Below are 17,723 nucleotides of genomic sequence, written 5' to 3'. Positions count from 1 at the left end.
TTTATTATTACCTTTTTCGTTGTGTTGTTAGAGCAGATACTCAGCTATCTCTTAGCTGTCAAACTCTTCTTTTAGTATTTTCATAACATCTAGAATAGTTTCCTCTTCTAAATCTGTTCTTCTTACTAAATCTTCTACTTCATGTTTCAAGATACTTTTTGCAGTATCTAAACCTATTTTAGCAAACTCTTCAATTACCCATTCTTCAATTTCATCTGAAAACTCTGTTAATTCAACATCATCTTCATCTGCAACAGTACCAGCAACATCACCTTCACGAATAACATCTAATTCATAACCTGTCAATTGACCTGCTAATTTGATATTGTGACCACCTCTACCAATTGCTTTAGAAACCTCTTCTAATTTCAAGAAAACTTCAGCTCTTTTCGTTTCTTCATCGATTTTGATCGAAGACACTTTAGCAGGGCTTAATGCTCTTGTAATAAATAATTGAATATTGCTTGTATAATTGATTACATCAATATTTTCATTTCCTAATTCACGAACAATTCCATGAATACGAGAACCTTTCATTCCCACACAAGCTCCAACTGGATCAATTCTATCATCATAAGAATCAACAGCTACTTTTGCTTTTTCACCCGGAATACGAACTACATTTTTTACTGTAATTAATCCGTCGAAAACCTCTGGAATCTCTTGTTCAAATAATTTTTCTAAGAACTTTTCTGAAGTTCTAGACATAATAATCTGAGGTTTATTTCCTTTCAATTCAACGCTTTCAATGATTCCACGAACGTTATCTCCTTTACGGAAAAAGTCAGATGGAATTTGTTTTTCTTTTGGAAGAACAATTTCATTTCCTTCATCATCAACCAAGATAACCACTCTTGGACGTACATGATGTACTTCTGCTGTATAAATATCACCGATAATATCTTTAAATTGTTTGTAAAGATTTGTATTATCGTGTTCGTGAATTTTAGATATTAAGTTTTGACGCAAAGCCAAAATAGCTCTTCTTCCTAAATCAATCAATTTTACTTCTTCTGAAACTTCTTCACCAATTTCAAAATCCGCTTCAATCATTCTTGCTTCAGTCAAAGTAATTTCTTCATTTTCAAAATCAAGATCTTCGTCAGCAACAATTACTCTTCTTCTCCATATCTCCATATCTCCTTTATCAGGATTTATAATAATATCGAAGTTATCATCAGAACCGTATTTTTTCTTCAATGCATTTCTAAACACGTCCTCTAAAATTGCCATAAGCGTTACACGATCAATAAGTTTATTATCTTTAAACTCTGAGAATGAATCGATTAATGCTAAATTTTCCATGCGAATTCTTTAATTAAAATGTTACTGTAACAATTGCCTCTTTAATTTCTGTATAAGGTATTTGTTGCTCTTTTTGAACTGTTTCTTTTCCTTTTCCTACTTTTTTCGGTTCTCTTGCTTTCCACGACAAAATTATAAAAACATCATTAGCTTCTATCAATTCTGCCTCAATTTTTTCAGTATTTGTAGTAACAATCAGCGTTCTACCAATATTTTTCTTATATTGTCTTACTAATTTTAAAGGTGATCCTACTCCTACTGATGCTACTTCAAGCGAAAAATCTTGTTCTTCACGATCTAGATTATTCTCGACTGCACGACTAATATCAATACAATCCTGCAGCGCCACTCCATTATCCCCGTCTAAACCAACACTAATTTTAAAAGAATCCGAAACCGCCAAATCGATCAAAAAGATTGATGGTTTTTCCAGAAGAGCTTCCGTAATTAATCCGTTTACTTTTTCTTTAAATGTCATAATTTTATAAAAAGAGGGGACATTTAGTCCCCTCATTATTTAGATTTTAATAAATAACAGTGCAAATATAGTGATTTTTTTATAAATCAAATAAATAGATTGCTCTAAAAATATTTCTTATCTTTATAAGAGCATTAAAATAGAGAATTATTCATATCATTAACCCTCAAAACTATGAAACGAATTTTAGTACCTACCGATTTCTCAGAACACGCAGAAGATGCTCTAAAAGTTGCCGCACAAATTGCAAAAAAGAACAACGCTGAAATCATCCTTCTCCACATGCTCGAATTACCACACCAAACAAATGATGCGATAATGGGCGGGGTCAGCATTCCAGAAAGCATGCTTTTCATGAAAAGAGCAAACGAAATGCTAGACGAAGCAGCATCCAAACAATATCTGGACGACTTATCAGTAACCGAAGTTGTAAAGATGGACAAACCGATACACGGCATCACACAAATAAGCAAAGATTACAATGTTGATTTAATTGTAATGGGCTCACACGGCTCTTCTGGTGTCGAAGAATTACTAATTGGTTCTAACACTGAAAAAGTAGTTCGGAATTCAGAAATCCCAGTTTTAGTCATCAAAAAAAATATTTTAAATTTTTATGCACCCAACATTGTTTTCGCTTCTGATTTCTCGGACGAAGCAAAAAAACCATTTGAAAAACTTTTAAACTTCTCTAAGTTATTTGATTCAAAATTACATTTAGTCACAATCTGCACGCCAAACAGTTTTAAACCCACTCATATTAGCGAAGAAGCAATGAATGAATTTGTCTCTCAATTCAACATCAGCAATTACACTACTCAAATCTATAATGATACAAATATCGAAAAAGGAATTATTAATTTTTCCAACAAAATAGACGCCGATATAATAGGAATGTGCACACACGGCAGAACAGGTTTTGCCCACTTTTTTAACGGAAGCATCAGCGAAGGATTAGTTAACCACGCAGTGAGACCCGTTATCACTTTAAAAATCTAAACATCATAACTCACAATAAAACTAAAAAGCTTCTCAACAGAGAGGCTTTTTAGCCTCATTACCAAGAAAGAAATGCATTAAAATCATAAGCCTTAGTTTATCCCATAAAAAAAGCCTCTCAAATTGAGAGGCTTTATGTTGGTCTACTAGGACTCGAACCTAGAAAGACTGCACCAAAAACAGTTGTGTTACCATTACACCATAGACCAGCAATGCTGTTAAGCGGGTGCAAAATTATACTTTTATTTAGTTTATGCAAACTTTTAAAGAAAAATTTTTACATAAAAAAAAGCCTCTCATTTCTGAGAGGCTTTATGTTGGTCTACTAGGACTCGAACCTAGAAAGACTGCACCAAAAACAGTTGTGTTACCATTACACCATAGACCAGCAGTGCGATTAAGCGAGTGCAAATTTAAAGCTTTATTTAGTTTGTGCAAACTTTTTGAGCAAAAAAATTCATTTTTTTTGCTTTTTTTCACTGTGCAATTCTCTAGAACATCAGAAACAACTCATAGACAATAGATTGCCATTTAGCGACAGTTTTATAGATTTTTTTGTTAATGCTCGTTTCTTTACATAAAAAAACATTTTCTTTGTAGGATAGAAAACTTTCAAATTTTTAACACCTAAATATGGCACAATTCAATTTCAATAAATGGAATACAATTATTGGTTGGTTTGCATTTGCAATCGCTTTAATTACCTACACTTTAACTGTTGAACCTACAATGAGCTTTTGGGATTGCGGAGAATATATTGCTACCGCAGCCAAACTTGAAGTAGGCCACCCTCCTGGAGCTCCGCTTTACCAAATGATGGGTGCATTTTTTGCAATGTTCGCAATAGACGCACAGCATGTCGCAGTAATGGTTAACATGATGTCAGTTTTCTCTAGCGCTTTTACTATATTATTTATGTTCTGGTCATCATCTATGATCTTAAAAAAGATTATAGCTCGTTTTGCCGAAATTGACCAAAACAATTCTATCGTTATTTTAGGAAGCTCTTTCGTTGGAGCTTTAGCATATACATTCTCTGATAGTTTCTGGTTTAATGCTGTTGAAGCTGAAGTTTATGCTATGGCATCTTTATTAATTGCATTACTTTTTTGGCTTGGTTTACGCTGGGAACAGGATATGGACAAACCAAAAGGAAACAAATGGTTATTAATTATTTCTTTGGTTGTCGGACTTTCTTTTGGAGTTCACTTTATGGCTCTTTTAACTATTCCTTCAATCGGATTTTTATACTATTTCAAACACTACGAAAAAGTTACAATTAAAAACTTCCTTATTGCCAATGTAGTTGTAATTGGAATTTTGTTATTTATTTTCAAATTACTTCTTCCTTTAACCATGGCTTTCTTCGGAAAAACCGAAGTTTTTATGGTAAACAGCATGGGACTTCCTTTTAATTCAGGAACTATATTTGTAGCCTTATTGTTTATTGCTTTCTTTTATTTTGGTTTAAAATTCACCAAGCAAAAAGGCCTAGTATTCTACAATACTATAATATTATGTATTTTATTCATCCTGATTGGTTTCTCTACTTGGATGATGCTTCCCGTTCGTGCGAATGCTAATACAGTTATTAACGAAAACAAACCATCGGATGCTACTGAGGTTCTAGCTTATTACAATCGTGAACAATATGGTGTAAATCCTTTGTTTTACGGACCTCAATATACAGAGGTTTTTTCTGGACTTGATGCTAAAACACCTTATTTAGATAAAAAACCAAACTACGAAAGAGATTATAAAACTGGTAAATATATTATTACCAACAATTATAAAAATGCAGAACAAAATTCTGATGACAATCAGAAAACAGTTCTACCTAGAATGTGGAGTACAGATACGCCTCATATTCAAAACTATATCAACTTTACAAATCCTCCTAAATTCAGAATTAACCCAAATTATGATTACGAAGAAGATTTAGCTAAATACGGAATTGATCCAAGCCAATTGAGTGAAGATGAATACAATAAAGCTACTGCTCAATTACGCAATGAAGTTGAAAAAACTATTTCTGAATTTAGACAAGCTTATGCTCAAAAACAGATTGACAACGAAGGTTATGTTAAGTTCTTAAGAAGCTATAAGGATTATTTAATTATCGAAAAACCAACTACTGCTGATAATTTTAGTTTTATGTTCGAATATCAGTTTGGATATATGTACTGGAGATATTTGATGTGGAACTTTGTTGGGCGTCAAAGTGATGTTCAAGGTAAATATGATAATTTAGACGGAAACTGGATCAGCGGTATTAAAGCTTTAGATTCTGTTCATTTAGGGTCTCAGGACAATTTACCTTCTGATGTATTAAATAATAAAGGGCGTAATGCTTATTATTTTCTTCCATTTATTTTAGGTTTGATTGGTTTAATGTATCATGCCAACAAAGACTTAAAAAGCTTTTATGTTCTTTTGGCTTTATTCTTATTTACAGGAATTGCATTAAAAATATATTTGAACGAAAGACCATTTGAACCTCGTGAAAGAGATTATGCACTTGTAGGATCCTTTTACGTCTTTGCCATCTGGATTGGATTTGGTGTTTATTCGCTCTACGAAAGTATTCAGAAATATTTAGCACCAAAAATCGCAGGTCCGGTTATTATTGCCGGAAGTTTATTGGCCGCTCCTATTTTAATGGCTTCTCAAAACTGGGACGACCACGATAGATCAGGAAGATATACTGCTGTATCAATGGCTAAGGCTTATTTAAGTTCTTGTGATAAAGATGCCATCTTGTTTACCATTGGAGATAATGACACATTCCCGCTTTGGTATGCACAGGAAATTGAGCATTTCAGAACGGATGTTAAGATCGTAAATACAAGTTTATTTATGACAGATTGGTACATTGACCAAATGAAAGCCAAATCTTATGAATCTAATGCGCTTCCTATTTCTTTTACTCATGATCAATATGTAGGAGATAAATTGGACTACACAGCATACATTCAAAAAATAGATACCCGTTGGAATATTACTGATTTTATTGATTTTATCAAAAATCCAAAATCGACTGTTGGTTTACAAAACGGACAAACTATTCATTTCTATCCAACGAATAAAATTAGAGTAAATGTTGATAAAAACACTATTATTCAGAATAAAGTAGTTAATCCTAAATATTACGATTCTATTGTTCCTTATTTAGATATTGATATTAAAGGAAGTGCTTTATACAAAAACCGATTAATGATGCTTGACATCTTAGCTAATAATAATTGGAAAAGACCAATTTACTTTAGCGGTGGTGCATTTGACGACGAAGATTATTTATGGCTGAAAGACTATCTGCAATTGGACGGAATGGTTTACAAATTAGTTCCTGTAAAAAATACTCCTTCTAAAGAGGGCGGACCATTAGATATGGGACAAATCGATGCTGATAAAACATATGATATTGTAATGAAATGGGATTGGGGTAACAGCGAAAGCGAAAAAATTTACCATGACCCTGAAACTAGAAGAAACAGTATTACATACCGTACTAATCTGTCTAGATTGATGAATCAGCTTATTGAAGAAGGTAAAATTGATAAGGCTAAAAATGTGATCAATTTAGCGATAACTAAAATGCCTTTGGACAAATTTGGATACTATTCTTTAGTTGAACCTTTTGCTGATGGTTATTACAGAGTTGGAGAAAAAGCAAAAGCTCAGGATCTTTTAAATAAATTAGTTGGAAAATATAAGGAGAATCTAAACTATTACAGTACTCTTACTCCTTCTGATCAAACTGATTTAGCAGTTGATATTATTACAGATATTGAGCGATACAGAAGCCTACTTCATGTAATGCAAGACAATAAAGACACTGCTTTTTACAACAAACACAAAACTACATTTAACACTTATGTAAATGTTTTTGAACGTTTTGGACGTGAGAAAGAATAGTTAATATACGAAAATCTTAACAATTAAAAAAATGCAGCGCTGTTTGATAAATAGCGCTGCATTTTTTAATTTTACAAACAATGTAAATTCAATTCAAGATGGGCTTTTATTGGGTAAAAACAAATTCATTTATAAAAAGGGTATTTTCTAAATATTGCTGGGACATTCCTAACAATGAAAAGAAAATATACCTCACATTTGATGACGGCCCTACTCCAGAGATTACGGACTGGGTATTATCTGAATTAAAAAAATTTGATGCAAAAGCCACTTTCTTTTGTATCGGGAAAAACATCAAAGCCAATTTAGCCTTATTTGAAAAGTTAATTACTGACGGACATTCTATTGGAAACCATACCATGAATCATGTGAATGGATGGAAAATTCATACCAATGAATATATCGAAAATGTAAAAAACTGCGCAGAAGTACTAGATGAACAAGAAAAAACTCCTCATCGTTTGTTATTTCGTCCTCCTTATGGAAAAATCAAAAAAGCGCAATCTAAAGTCCTTAGAAAATTAGGTTATAAAATCGTGATGTGGGATGTTTTAAGCGCCGATTTTGATCAAAGTATTACTCCTGAAAAATGCCTCGAAAACGTGACGAAAAATGTAAAATCGGGCAGCGTAATTGTTTTTCATGACAGTATTAAAGCTTCTCCAAATTTGAGATTTGCTTTGCCTAGGACACTGCATTTTTTAAAAGAAAATGGATATAAGTTTGATATTATTCACTAAATAACATCTCCCTAAAAAGAAGTTTTTTAAACACTAAACTGTTCCTGGACAATTCCTATTATAGTATTCGCATCAAGTTCCCCTGATTGTCTCCAGATCATTTGTCCTTCTTTATAAATCATTAAAGTTGGAAGTCCTTTTATACGAAGTGCTTCTGCTAGTTCCTGATTTTTATCGACATCTATTTTGATTACTTTGGCTTTATCACCAAGCGCAGCGGCAACATCCTTAATTACAGGATGCATAGAAACTGACGATTCATTCCAATCTGTGTAAAAATCAATTAACACTGGAACTTGAGCATTTATTAGTTCTCCAAATTTTGACATAAAACCAAAAATTTAAGTTTTTTAAATCTATTAAAAGAAATAAATATAATACAAATTTAGCATTTTTAACGAATTAAGCGACATTACGGCCTTTTTTTAGTTCAATTACTGTTATTTCAGGCATAATTCCAACTCGTCCTGGATAGGCGTGAAAACCAAATCCACGGTTAACATAAACGTATCTTCCGACGTTTTCGTACAAGCCGGCCCATTGTTTATAAATATATTGTGCGAGACTCCATTTGAAATATCCTGGAATCTCAATTCCGAACTGCATACCATGCGTATGACCCGCAAAAGTCAGGTGGAAATTCTTTGGATGATCTTTAATTTCTGCTTCCCAATGACTTGGATCGTGGCTCATTAAAACTTTAAAATCGTCTTGATGAACATTTTCAGAAGCTTTATTCAAATCTCCAGCTTTTTTAAAGTTCACACCCCAATTTTCGACTCCAATTAAGGCAATTTTATCATCTCCTTTTTGAATATAGGTATGTTCATTCAGCATAAGCTTAAAACCAATTTGATCGTACAGCCTTTTAATTTCTTGAAAATTTTCGTCTTTTTCTTTCTCAGAATGCCACGTTACATATTCGCCGTAATCGTGATTCCCTAAAACCGAAAACTTACCATATTTATACTCTTTAATGCGATTGAAAGTCTCCAGCCAAGGATGCATTTCTTTTGCATGAGTATTTACAATATCTCCCGTAAACAAAATCATATCCGATTCTTGCGCATTGATCAAGTCAATAGCGTAATTTATTTTTTCCGGATTATCAAAACTTCCGCTGTGAACATCAGAAATCTGTGTGATTTTAAATCCATCAAAAGCATCTGGAAGATCTGGAAAAAATACCGTTTGTTTAACAACCTTAAAATTATATTTTCCTTCAAATATTCCATAAATGATAGACAAAAAAGGAATGGCCGCCAAACCTAATGCAATCTGGCTGACAAACTTTCGGCGATCAGGCATCATTTCCTTTCGCGGAGCGTTGTAAACAAAGTAATTTAGAATGCTGGCTCCAATTCTAAAAATATCTTCACTGAACATTACTAAAGTTAGTACAATTTTTGGAACATACACCAACAGCATCAAACCAGTTGTAAACATAAACTGCTTCGTCTGACCAACAGATCGATCTACCTGAGAAAAAGAATAAATAATAAAAAGTAAAAGAAGCAAGCTTATAACTTGATAGCTTATTAAAACCCATCTCACTTTAATTAAAGTTCGAAAAGCCTGATATGAATAGAACTCAATAAATAAAAAAAGAGCGCATAGAATTACAAAACGAAGGATCATTTGTTATAGTTTTAAGCAAAGTAACAAAGAAAGGAAATTTTATTACTTTTTATTATAAAAAATTTAACGCATTAAAAAACAAAAAAGGTCTGCTGTAACTTTATCAGCGTACACCATATCTACCTTAAAACACACTTGCATAACTCATAGTGCTAAAAAATTAATTTTTCATCAACAAATCTGTTTTTAAAACCCAATTGTTTATTTTTACACACTAATATTTTTTATATGTCAACTCAAAAACGTCTTTTTCTTCTCGATGCTTATGCATTAATTTTTCGTGGTTATTACGCCTTTATAAAAAACCCGAGAATCAACTCAAAAGGAATGGATACATCTGCAATTATGGGTTTTATGAACTCACTTTTGGATGTTATTAAAAGAGAAAAACCAGATCATTTAGCGGTTGCTTTTGACAAAGAAGGAAGTCAGGTAAGAACTGAAATGTTTGCAGAATATAAAGCCAATCGTGATGCAACTCCAGAGGCAATTAAAATTGCTATTCCATATATTCAGGAATTATTAAAAGCGATGCATATTCCGATTATTGAAATCGCAGGATGTGAAGCCGATGATTTAATTGGAACAATTGCTAAACAAGCCGAAAAACAGAATTATAAAGTTTTTATGGTAACTCCTGATAAGGATTTTGCGCAATTGGTGTCTGAAAATATATTTATGTACAAACCTGCCCGAATGGGTAACGGAATCGAAATTTGGGGAATTCCTGAGGTTTTGGCAAAATTTGAAGTAGAAAGACCAGAACAAGTAATAGATTTTCTGGGAATGATGGGCGATGCTGTAGATAATATTCCAGGATTACCAGGAGTTGGCGAAGTGACAGCTAAAAAGTTTCTGAAAGAATTTGGCACAATGGAAAACCTTTTGGAAAACACCCATTTACTAAAAGGTAAAATGAAGGAGAATATCGAAGCTAATAAAGACAAAGGTATTTTATCTAAAAAACTGGCAACAATTATATGCGATTGTGATGTTGTTTTTAATGAAGATGACTACGAACTTTCTCGTCCGGATATTGAAAAAACGGATGCTATTTTTCAGGAATTGGAATTTAGAAGAATGGCAGAACAATTTGACAACTTGTTTAAAGTTGGCGGCGGAAATGAATTAGCGAATAGTAGTCCAGCTTCTGATGCTAAATTATACAAAAAACCACAGCCAAAAAATGAAGATCAATTTGATCTTTTTGGCGGAGGAGGCACTACTCTTGATGAAAGTGCTGAAGCGGCAAGAAATTCATTTTATAATACTTTAGAAAACACAGAGCATTCTTATCAGACCGTTCAGGGTGATCTAGGAATTAAATTGCTTTTACAGAATTTACAAAAACAGACTTCTGTTTGTTTTGATACCGAAACAACAGGAATCGACGCTTTGCACGCAGAACTTGTCGGGATGTCTTTCTCTTACGAAAAAGGAAAAGCATTTTATGTTCCGTTTCCAGAAAGTCGAGAAGAAGCACAAGTTTTGGTGGACAAATTTGTTCCGTTTTTTGAAAATGAAAACATTGAAAAAATTGGACAAAATTTAAAATACGATTTAAAAATCCTTGCTAATTATGGCGTTATCGTAAAAGGCAAACTTTTTGACACGATGATTGCGCATTATTTGATTAATCCAGATATGCGTCATAATATGGATATTTTGGCAGAAACGTATTTAAAATATTCTCCAAAATCAATTGAAACTTTAATTGGAAAAAAAGGAAAAAATCAGCTTTCGATGCGTGATGTTCCTTTAGAAGATATTAAAGAATATGCCGCTGAAGATGCCGATATTACACTGCAGCTAAAAGAAATCTTTACATCAGAATTAGACAAAACTGAAACTAAAAAGTTATTTGATGAAATTGAGATTCCGTTAGTAAGCGTTTTAGCCGCAATGGAAACTGAAGGAATTCGTCTAGATGTTGATTTCTTAAAACAAATGTCTACAGAAATGGATGTTGAAATCAAATCTTTAGAAGAAAAAATATACGAAACTGCCGGCGAGAAATTCAATCTAGCTTCTCCAAAACAATTAGGAGATATTTTATTTGATAAACTTAAAATTGGCGGGGCAAAGCAAAAGAAAACCAAAACGGGTCAATACGCAACTGGAGAAGAAGTTTTAACTTATCTGGCTAATGACAATCCGATTGTAAAACAAATTTTGGATTGGCGTCAAATGGTAAAATTACAAAGTACATATATTTTGGCTTTACCAGAACAAGTTGACAAAAAGACTTTGCGTGTTCATACTGATTATATGCAGACTGTTGCTGCCACGGGGCGTTTGAGTTCAAATAATCCCAATTTACAGAACATTCCGATTCGTACGGAAAGAGGCCGTCAGATTCGTAAGGCTTTTGTAGTGCGTGATGAAAACCATACTTTAATCTCTGCCGATTACTCGCAGATTGAATTAAGAATTATCGCTGCTTTAAGTGGTGAAGAAAATATGATTGCGGCTTTCCAAAACGGTGAAGATATCCACAGAGCAACCGCAGCAAAAGTTTTTGATGTAGCTTTAGAAGAAGTTTCGCGCGAGCAAAGAAGCAATGCTAAAACGGTAAACTTCGGAATTATATATGGTGTCTCTGCTTTCGGGTTAAGTAATCAGACTTCATTATCCCGCGGTGAAAGTGCTGCTTTAATCGATGCGTATTACAAAACATATCCGAGATTAAAATCATACATGCAGGATCAAGTTGATTTTGCTCGCGAAAATGGTTACGTGCAGACTATTTTAGGACGTCGTCGTTATTTAAAAGACATCAACTCGGCAAATGCCGTTGTTAGAAGTGCTGCGGAAAGAAATGCTGTAAACGCACCAATTCAGGGAAGCGCTGCCGATGTCATTAAAATCGCGATGATCAACATTCATAAAAAACTGACTGAAGAAAACTGGAAATCTAAAATGCTGCTTCAGGTTCATGATGAGCTTGTATTTGATGTGCACAACGACGAATTAGAAAAAATCCAGCCGATGATTAAACACGAAATGGAAAATGCTTTTAAAATGGCAGTTCCATTGGATGTTGAACTTGGTTTGGGTAAAGACTGGTTAGAAGCGCATTAATTACAATGCGCTGCTAACTAGTTTTTTTATCGAACTTAACGACGAGCTTGATGAGTTTTTTGCGACGTTATTTATTGCATTACTATCAATCATTAACTTGTAAAACAAGTATTCAATTCTGTTTTCGTTAACTACCATTTGTCCAACAAGATAATTTCCTGAAACACTAGCTAAAGATAAATGATCAACAATTGATGGTGCTATGCAAATAGTAAATCCCCATTTTGAATCATTACCACTTAAAACGAATTCATTTAAACTTGTATTTGATTTATTTCCCTCTAAAACAGCACTAATCTTTTCTATTGAAGCACTAACATCTCTAACAGAATCTGATTTTTTTAATCCAGCAAAATAACTTTTCCTTTTAATATCAAAATTGAGAAAATTATCAAACAATTCAGGATAAAATTCATGAAGAATAATTAGATACAAAACAAAAATCGTTTCGAAATAACTCTTTTGTATTCCATTTTTCTCATCAATATTAGGAAAAGGAATGAATTTTTCGGAAAGAGAAAGAAATTTCATATTTCTCAAAATTTGATACTTATTCAAAACCTTTTTAACCCTTCTCGGATTGGTAAATTCAAGATATTGAAAAAATTCATTTATTCTATAACTTATTGCAATATTATCTTCTTCTAATTTGTAATAAGTATCATCAAAATAATATTTTATCATCTTTAATAAATTGTCATGTTGAGGCATCGAAAAAGAAATATCAAATATTTTTTCTAAATATTCATTGGAAATAACAATTTCTCCATATTTCGTTTTAACAGCTTGTTCAACTGCTTTTTTATCTACTCCGCAGAAGAAAATTGTTTTTTGTCCATAAGTAAAAAAAAGTTTAATTGCTGAAAGCAGATTCAATACTTGTTCTGGTTCACATCTATCTAAATCATCAATAAAAACAATATTATATTTTGAATTATCTTCTTTTGTAATATTGTCTTCTAAACGAATAAATTCCGTCTTAAAATTCCTTAAGGCTTTATAAAATGTTAGTTCTTCGCTTTTAGAAACTTCTTCAACGAAGGCTGATGGGTCTAATTCTATAGCTGGTCCATTTGTAAATAATGGTATATTTAATTTTATAGATTTTCCTAAGCCCCTTAAAATTCTCCCTCCATATTTTAAAATATCTTTACATAGTTCTTCAGTTATATCTATATTTTTAGAAGTGATAAATTCAAGTAAAGACATTGATAAATTTTCATCTTTCTCAAATTCCCAAGCTTCAAAGAAAAAAGTATTGAAATCAGCTTTCAATTCTTTTTCAAGATATTTCATCAAACTACTTTTCCCACTTCCCCATTCTCCATAAAGTGAAAACATTTTAATTTCATCAAATTGATCTTTATTTCCTTTTAAAAAAGTTTTGATCAAATCTCCTTTATCAATTATTCCTAAATAATCAGTTTCAGAACTTAAATCATTAATTGGTAAATTTGAAAGTAATTTTGGATGAGTCATAAAAAAGCTTTTTTTCAAATGTAGCTTTTTTTAGCATAAAAAAAATCCATTCTTTCGAATGGATTTTTTGTTTTTATTATTTTTTTCGAGTAGATTCTCTTTCTTTCAATTTTGTTTTAATAACAATCGTTTCATATTCAGAAATTGTTCCTTCTGGTTCTTCTAATCTTTCAATTAATCTTTTTGCAGCAGTTTCTCCAATTTCAACACCGTGCTGACTTATTGTAGTCAAACTTGGTGATAAACGTCTTGAAGCTAAAATTCCGTCTGCGAAACCTATTATTGATATATCTTCTGGAACTCTGTATCCTTTTTTCAAACTTACTCTTAAAGCAGCAACTGAATCATTTTCATCCAAAGCAAAAATTCCGTCTATTTTATGATCAAACAAACCTTCTATTTTAGCTTTCATATCTTCTTCAGAATCTGTGCGAAGAATGATTTTTTCGTTAACTGGAATATTATTGTCTTTTAAAGCCTTTAAATATCCTTCAGTTCTCAATCTTCCAACACTAATATTATCTACCGAAGAAATTAGTGCAATATTTTTACATCCTAAATCAATTAAATGCTGCGTTGAATTTAAAGCAGAATCAAAATCATCTACTATTACTTTATCACAATCTACTTCATCAGCAATACGATCAAACATTACTATAGGAGTTCCGTCATTAATAATTTCAGAAAAGTGATTGTAATCCTGCAATTTTTGAGCTTCTTGAGAAACAGACAAAATAAATCCGTCGATCGTTCCGTTGCTCAGCATTTCAAGAGTATGAACTTCTTTTTCCAGAGATTCATTAGAAATACAAGTAATTACATTATATCCTTTTTTATCGGCCACTTTCTCAATACCGCTAAAAACCTTCGCAAAGAAAGAATTCAAAATATTAGGAATAATTACTCCAATAGTTTTGGTTTTACGATTCTTTAAATTTAGACCAATAACATTCGGCTTATAATTTTTGAGTTTGGCATACTCCTTAATCTTCACCTTCGTCTGCTCACTTATTTCCGGACTGTCATTAAGTGCTTTAGACACCGTTGACACAGAAACGCCTAGTTCCTTCGCAATTTGTTTTAGAGTTGCTTTAGCTTTCATCTAATAAAAGTTTATGTAATTAATACAAATATAGTAGAATTACCGAAAATAAAACAAAAAACAACTACCAGTATTTGAAATTACGTGCTCAATTCGAAAAAAAACAAAAAAAGAGGATTTTTCTGAAACCGCACTTACAAAAATTTCGTTAATAAACTTAATACGATGTTATTAACCTTAATAAAAACCTAGATTATGAAAAACGAAGTTAAAATTCATGAAGTTGATCCTTCACTGAATAGCAGAAGGAGCTTTCTTAAGCTCAGTGGATTAACATTAGTGACCACAGGTTTAGTTTTAGCTGGCTGCAGCGACAATGATAACGATAACGATATGGAAGACACTTCTTTACCTGGAGTAAGAAATGGTGTTTTTGATTTAGGCTCAGGGGACTTTGGAGTTCTGACCTACGCCTACGCTTTAGAACAATTAGAAGCAGATTTTTACACTAAAGTAGTAAACGCATCAAGCTTTAATAGTGTATTTAATGAAACGGAACGTCAGGTACTGACAGACTTATACCACCATGAAGTTGTTCACAGAGATTTCTTCAAAGCCGCTTTGACCGGAGCTCTTCCAGATCCAAGTTCTCAATTACTTCCAACATTGGCGTTTAGTTACGGTTCTTTAAATTTCAACAGCCGTACTGAAGTTTTAGCAACTGCTAAAGCTCTCGAAGACACAGGAGTAGCTGCCTATAATGGAGCTGGAAAATTAATCAAAACACCGGACTACCTATTATTAGCAGGAAAAATTGTTTCTGTAGAAGCCAGACATGCTGCTGCAATAAGAAGTTTAATTAATCCGAATTCTAAAGATTTTGCGGGAGACGATATCGTAAATATGTCCACAGGACTAGATGACGCGAAAGACCCATCTAAAATTCTGCCGATTGCTGCGAATTTTATTACTACCAAATTTACAGCTAAATACTTACCTTAATCTTAACCAGTAAAACTTAGAAATTATGAACATTTTAAAATTTATAGAAACGTTTACTGATGACAACTTAATGAAAAGCACTGGATCAAGAAGAGACAGTTTTTCGCAATTTGGAAATATCGGTAAAACACTGGCCTTCGCCTCTATCCCTTTCGGATTATCAGCTCTTGCTAATAAAGCAATGGCACAAGATATAAAAGCAACTCCAGCAACTCCTATTGGCGCTTTGCAATTTGCTTTAACATTAGAATATTTAGAAAACGAGTTTTATGCTATGGCATTAGATTCTGGCGTAATTCCAGCATCTGAAAATGGCGGACGTGATTTAAAAGTCTTCCAACAAATCGCAGATCACGAAGCAGATCATGTTAAATTCTTAATAGCCGGTCTTGGCGGTACAGCAAGTGCTAACTTTGTACCAAAACCGACATTTGACTTTACTGTTGGAGGCGCTTTTGATCCTTTTAATGATTATCCAACTTTTCTAGCTCTTGCTCAAGCATTTGAAGACACAGGGGTTAGAGCCTATAAAGGACAAGCAGCTAATTTAATTACAACACCAGATTTATTAACAGCGGCACTTCAAATACATTCTGTTGAAGCTCGCCATGCTTCTGAAGTAAGAAGACTGAGAGGTTTGAAAGGATGGATTTCTAATGCAGAAAGAGGCGCAGGTATGCCGGCAGCAACGCAGGCAGTATATGACGGTGAAGGCGTAACAATGCAGGCTGGCTTTAATACAGCTTCAGCTTTTGGCGCTGCAGCAGGTTCTGAAGCTTATGACGAACCATTAACGACACAGCAAGTAGTCGATATTGCAAATATTTTTATTGTATAATAATTTTTTCTCCTAATTATTAAACCGTCTCACCTTAAAGTAAGACGGTTTTTTTTATGCCTTGACTTAATAAAAAACTGAACCCCTGATTTTCAGCAGATAAAATATTCTTTTCAGGTATTTGGATTTAAAATAATTAATTGTACTTTTGCATCCCCTTTATTGGGGATGGAATGTTTAATTAAAATAATATTATGGACGCATTAAGCTACAAAACGGTTTCAGCTAGCAAAGCCACTGTAACTAAAGAGTGGATTGTTGTTGACGCTGAAGGTCATAACTTAGGACGTCTTGCTTCTAAAGTTGCAATGATCTTAAGAGGTAAGTACAAGCCAAGTTACACACCGCACGTTGACTGTGGAGATAACGTAATTGTTATCAACTCAGAAAAAATTAACCTTACAGGTACAAAATTGAATGACAAAATTTACATGCGTCATACAGGTTACCCAGGAGGACAAAGAACTTTAACTGCTAAAGTATTGCAAGCAAAAAACCCTGCATTATTAGTAGAAAAAGCTGTAAAAGGTATGTTACCTAAAAATAAATTAGGAGCAGAACTTTTTAGAAATCTAAATGTTGTTGTAGGTGCTGAGCATACTCACGGAGCTCAAAAACCTAGAACTGTTAACCTAAATGATCTTAAGTAATGGGAGTTATTCACAAAATCGGTAGAAGAAAAACCGCTGTTGCACGTGTATATGTTTCTGAAGGAACAGGAAAAATCACTGTAAACAAAAAAGAATTCGCAACTTACTTTCCAACTGCAACTTTACAATACAAAGTTTTACAACCATTGTCTATGACAGAAAATGTAGACAACTTTGATGTAAAAGTAAACGTTTACGGAGGTGGTTCAACTGGTCAGGCAGAAGCTGTAAGAATGGCATTAGCACGCGTAATGTGTGAAGTTAACGCTGAAAACAGAGGAATCCTTAAACCAGAAGGTTTATTAACAAGAGATCCAAGAATGGTTGAACGTAAGAAATTCGGTCAGAAGAAAGCTCGTAAGAGATTCCAATTCTCTAAACGTTAATATTACCTGTCTTGTTCAAATGGGACAAGACATTATCAATTATTTATTGAAATTAAAAAACACAGTTATTGTTGCTCTCCTATCGAGGTAGGAAATAGTTTAGCATCTAAATGGGTTGAGTCTGAAAGTCGAAAGTCTGAAAGTCATAAAGCTTAAAGCCTAAAGCATAT

General features: G+C 33.1%; 14 protein-coding genes and 2 tRNA genes. 8 read left to right on the top strand and 8 right to left on the bottom strand.

Annotation, left to right across the window (positions count from 1 at the left end; translation table 11 throughout):
- Positions 1-51 precede the first annotated feature (51 nt).
- Entirely contained in the window at positions 52-1,305 is a 1,254-nt protein-coding gene (gene nusA, locus BSF42_RS08830; RefSeq protein ID WP_095952710.1) for a transcription termination factor NusA, read from the bottom strand.
- Positions 1,306-1,318: 13 nt separating this feature from the next.
- The gene (gene rimP / locus BSF42_RS08825; RefSeq protein ID WP_172426659.1) at positions 1,319-1,783 is read right to left on the bottom strand and encodes a ribosome assembly cofactor RimP; all 465 of its coding nucleotides are present in this window, start codon (positions 1,781-1,783) and stop codon (positions 1,319-1,321) included.
- Between the two features lie 174 nt (positions 1,784-1,957).
- Here rimP and BSF42_RS08820 point away from each other — a divergent pair, with 174 nt between their 5' ends.
- The gene (locus BSF42_RS08820) at positions 1,958-2,782 is read left to right on the top strand and encodes a universal stress protein (protein ID WP_095952708.1); all 825 of its coding nucleotides are present in this window, start codon (positions 1,958-1,960) and stop codon (positions 2,780-2,782) included.
- A 138-nt stretch (positions 2,783-2,920) separates the two neighbouring features.
- On the opposite strand, the gene BSF42_RS08815 is transcribed toward BSF42_RS08820, so the two are convergent.
- Both BSF42_RS08815 and BSF42_RS08810 read right to left on the bottom strand, forming a co-directional pair.
- Positions 2,921-2,991: transfer RNA gene (locus BSF42_RS08815), tRNA-Gln, on the bottom strand.
- 108 nt (positions 2,992-3,099) lie between these two features.
- Positions 3,100-3,170: transfer RNA gene (locus tag BSF42_RS08810), tRNA-Gln, on the bottom strand.
- Positions 3,171-3,415: 245 nt separating this feature from the next.
- On the opposite strand from BSF42_RS08810, the gene BSF42_RS08805 reads away from it, so the two are divergent.
- Both BSF42_RS08805 and BSF42_RS08800 read left to right on the top strand, forming a co-directional pair.
- Positions 3,416-6,697, top strand: a complete 3,282-nt coding sequence (locus BSF42_RS08805; protein ID WP_095952707.1) for a DUF2723 domain-containing protein — start codon at positions 3,416-3,418, stop codon at positions 6,695-6,697.
- Between the two features lie 98 nt (positions 6,698-6,795).
- The gene (locus BSF42_RS08800) at positions 6,796-7,437 is read left to right on the top strand and encodes a polysaccharide deacetylase family protein (RefSeq protein WP_095952706.1); all 642 of its coding nucleotides are present in this window, start codon (positions 6,796-6,798) and stop codon (positions 7,435-7,437) included.
- A 26-nt stretch (positions 7,438-7,463) separates the two neighbouring features.
- Here the strand turns inward: BSF42_RS08800 and BSF42_RS08795 are convergent, their stop codons facing one another.
- Together BSF42_RS08795 and BSF42_RS08790 are read right to left on the bottom strand one after the other, a co-directional pair.
- Complete coding sequence (locus BSF42_RS08795; RefSeq protein WP_059117840.1) at positions 7,464-7,766, bottom strand: co-chaperone YbbN; 303 nt, start codon at positions 7,764-7,766, stop codon at positions 7,464-7,466.
- 73 nt (positions 7,767-7,839) lie between these two features.
- The gene (locus BSF42_RS08790) at positions 7,840-9,075 is read right to left on the bottom strand and encodes a metallophosphoesterase (RefSeq protein WP_095952705.1); all 1,236 of its coding nucleotides are present in this window, start codon (positions 9,073-9,075) and stop codon (positions 7,840-7,842) included.
- Between the two features lie 228 nt (positions 9,076-9,303).
- Here BSF42_RS08790 and polA point away from each other — a divergent pair, with 228 nt between their 5' ends.
- A complete protein-coding gene (gene polA, locus BSF42_RS08785; protein WP_095952704.1) occupies positions 9,304-12,156 on the top strand; it encodes a DNA polymerase I in 2,853 nt (950 codons plus the stop codon).
- Here the strand turns inward: polA and BSF42_RS08780 are convergent, their stop codons facing one another.
- Both BSF42_RS08780 and BSF42_RS08775 read right to left on the bottom strand, forming a co-directional pair.
- The gene (locus BSF42_RS08780) at positions 12,157-13,635 is read right to left on the bottom strand and encodes a P-loop NTPase fold protein (RefSeq protein ID WP_095952703.1); all 1,479 of its coding nucleotides are present in this window, start codon (positions 13,633-13,635) and stop codon (positions 12,157-12,159) included.
- Between the two features lie 76 nt (positions 13,636-13,711).
- Complete coding sequence (locus tag BSF42_RS08775) at positions 13,712-14,737, bottom strand: LacI family DNA-binding transcriptional regulator (RefSeq protein ID WP_095952702.1); 1,026 nt, start codon at positions 14,735-14,737, stop codon at positions 13,712-13,714.
- A gap of 195 nt (positions 14,738-14,932) precedes the next feature.
- Here BSF42_RS08775 and BSF42_RS08770 point away from each other — a divergent pair, with 195 nt between their 5' ends.
- From BSF42_RS08770 to rpsI, 4 genes are all read left to right on the top strand, one after another.
- Positions 14,933-15,679 carry a ferritin-like domain-containing protein gene (locus tag BSF42_RS08770; RefSeq protein ID WP_095952701.1) on the top strand — a complete coding sequence of 249 codons (747 nt, stop codon included), beginning with the start codon at positions 14,933-14,935 and terminating at the stop codon, positions 15,677-15,679.
- A gap of 25 nt (positions 15,680-15,704) precedes the next feature.
- Positions 15,705-16,517, top strand: coding sequence for a ferritin-like domain-containing protein (locus tag BSF42_RS08765; protein ID WP_095952700.1), 813 nt, complete (start codon positions 15,705-15,707; stop codon positions 16,515-16,517).
- A gap of 194 nt (positions 16,518-16,711) precedes the next feature.
- A complete protein-coding gene (rplM, locus tag BSF42_RS08760; protein ID WP_095952699.1) occupies positions 16,712-17,167 on the top strand; it encodes a 50S ribosomal protein L13 in 456 nt (151 codons plus the stop codon).
- Positions 17,167-17,553 (top strand): 30S ribosomal protein S9, encoded by a 387-nt coding sequence (gene rpsI / locus BSF42_RS08755; protein ID WP_095952698.1) that lies wholly within the window; start codon positions 17,167-17,169, stop codon positions 17,551-17,553. The genes rplM and rpsI overlap by 1 nt, the downstream gene beginning before the upstream one ends.
- The last annotated feature ends 170 nt before the right edge of the window (positions 17,554-17,723 follow it).

Origin of the sequence: Flavobacterium sp. ACN6 (genome assembly GCF_002304005.1) — a bacterium.
Classification (GTDB): Bacteria; Bacteroidota; Bacteroidia; order Flavobacteriales; family Flavobacteriaceae; genus Flavobacterium.
The sequence above is the reverse complement of the archived record's forward strand: the minus strand, read 5'-3'. Positions and strand labels throughout refer to the sequence as shown.

Coding starts and splice junctions, on each gene's coding strand:
- nusA (WP_095952710.1), bottom strand. CDS start 1,305: ATGGAAAATTTAGCATTAATCGATTCATTCTCAGAGTTTAAAGATAAT.
- rimP (WP_172426659.1), bottom strand. CDS start 1,783: ATGACATTTAAAGAAAAAGTAAACGGATTAATTACGGAAGCTCTTCTG.
- BSF42_RS08820 (WP_095952708.1), top strand. CDS start 1,958: ATGAAACGAATTTTAGTACCTACCGATTTCTCAGAACACGCAGAAGAT.
- BSF42_RS08805 (WP_095952707.1), top strand. CDS start 3,416: ATGGCACAATTCAATTTCAATAAATGGAATACAATTATTGGTTGGTTT.
- BSF42_RS08800 (WP_095952706.1), top strand. CDS start 6,796: ATGGGCTTTTATTGGGTAAAAACAAATTCATTTATAAAAAGGGTATTT.
- BSF42_RS08795 (WP_059117840.1), bottom strand. CDS start 7,766: ATGTCAAAATTTGGAGAACTAATAAATGCTCAAGTTCCAGTGTTAATT.
- BSF42_RS08790 (WP_095952705.1), bottom strand. CDS start 9,075: ATGATCCTTCGTTTTGTAATTCTATGCGCTCTTTTTTTATTTATTGAG.
- polA (WP_095952704.1), top strand. CDS start 9,304: ATGTCAACTCAAAAACGTCTTTTTCTTCTCGATGCTTATGCATTAATT.
- BSF42_RS08780 (WP_095952703.1), bottom strand. CDS start 13,635: ATGACTCATCCAAAATTACTTTCAAATTTACCAATTAATGATTTAAGT.
- BSF42_RS08775 (WP_095952702.1), bottom strand. CDS start 14,737: ATGAAAGCTAAAGCAACTCTAAAACAAATTGCGAAGGAACTAGGCGTT.
- BSF42_RS08770 (WP_095952701.1), top strand. CDS start 14,933: ATGAAAAACGAAGTTAAAATTCATGAAGTTGATCCTTCACTGAATAGC.
- BSF42_RS08765 (WP_095952700.1), top strand. CDS start 15,705: ATGAACATTTTAAAATTTATAGAAACGTTTACTGATGACAACTTAATG.
- rplM (WP_095952699.1), top strand. CDS start 16,712: ATGGACGCATTAAGCTACAAAACGGTTTCAGCTAGCAAAGCCACTGTA.
- rpsI (WP_095952698.1), top strand. CDS start 17,167: ATGGGAGTTATTCACAAAATCGGTAGAAGAAAAACCGCTGTTGCACGT.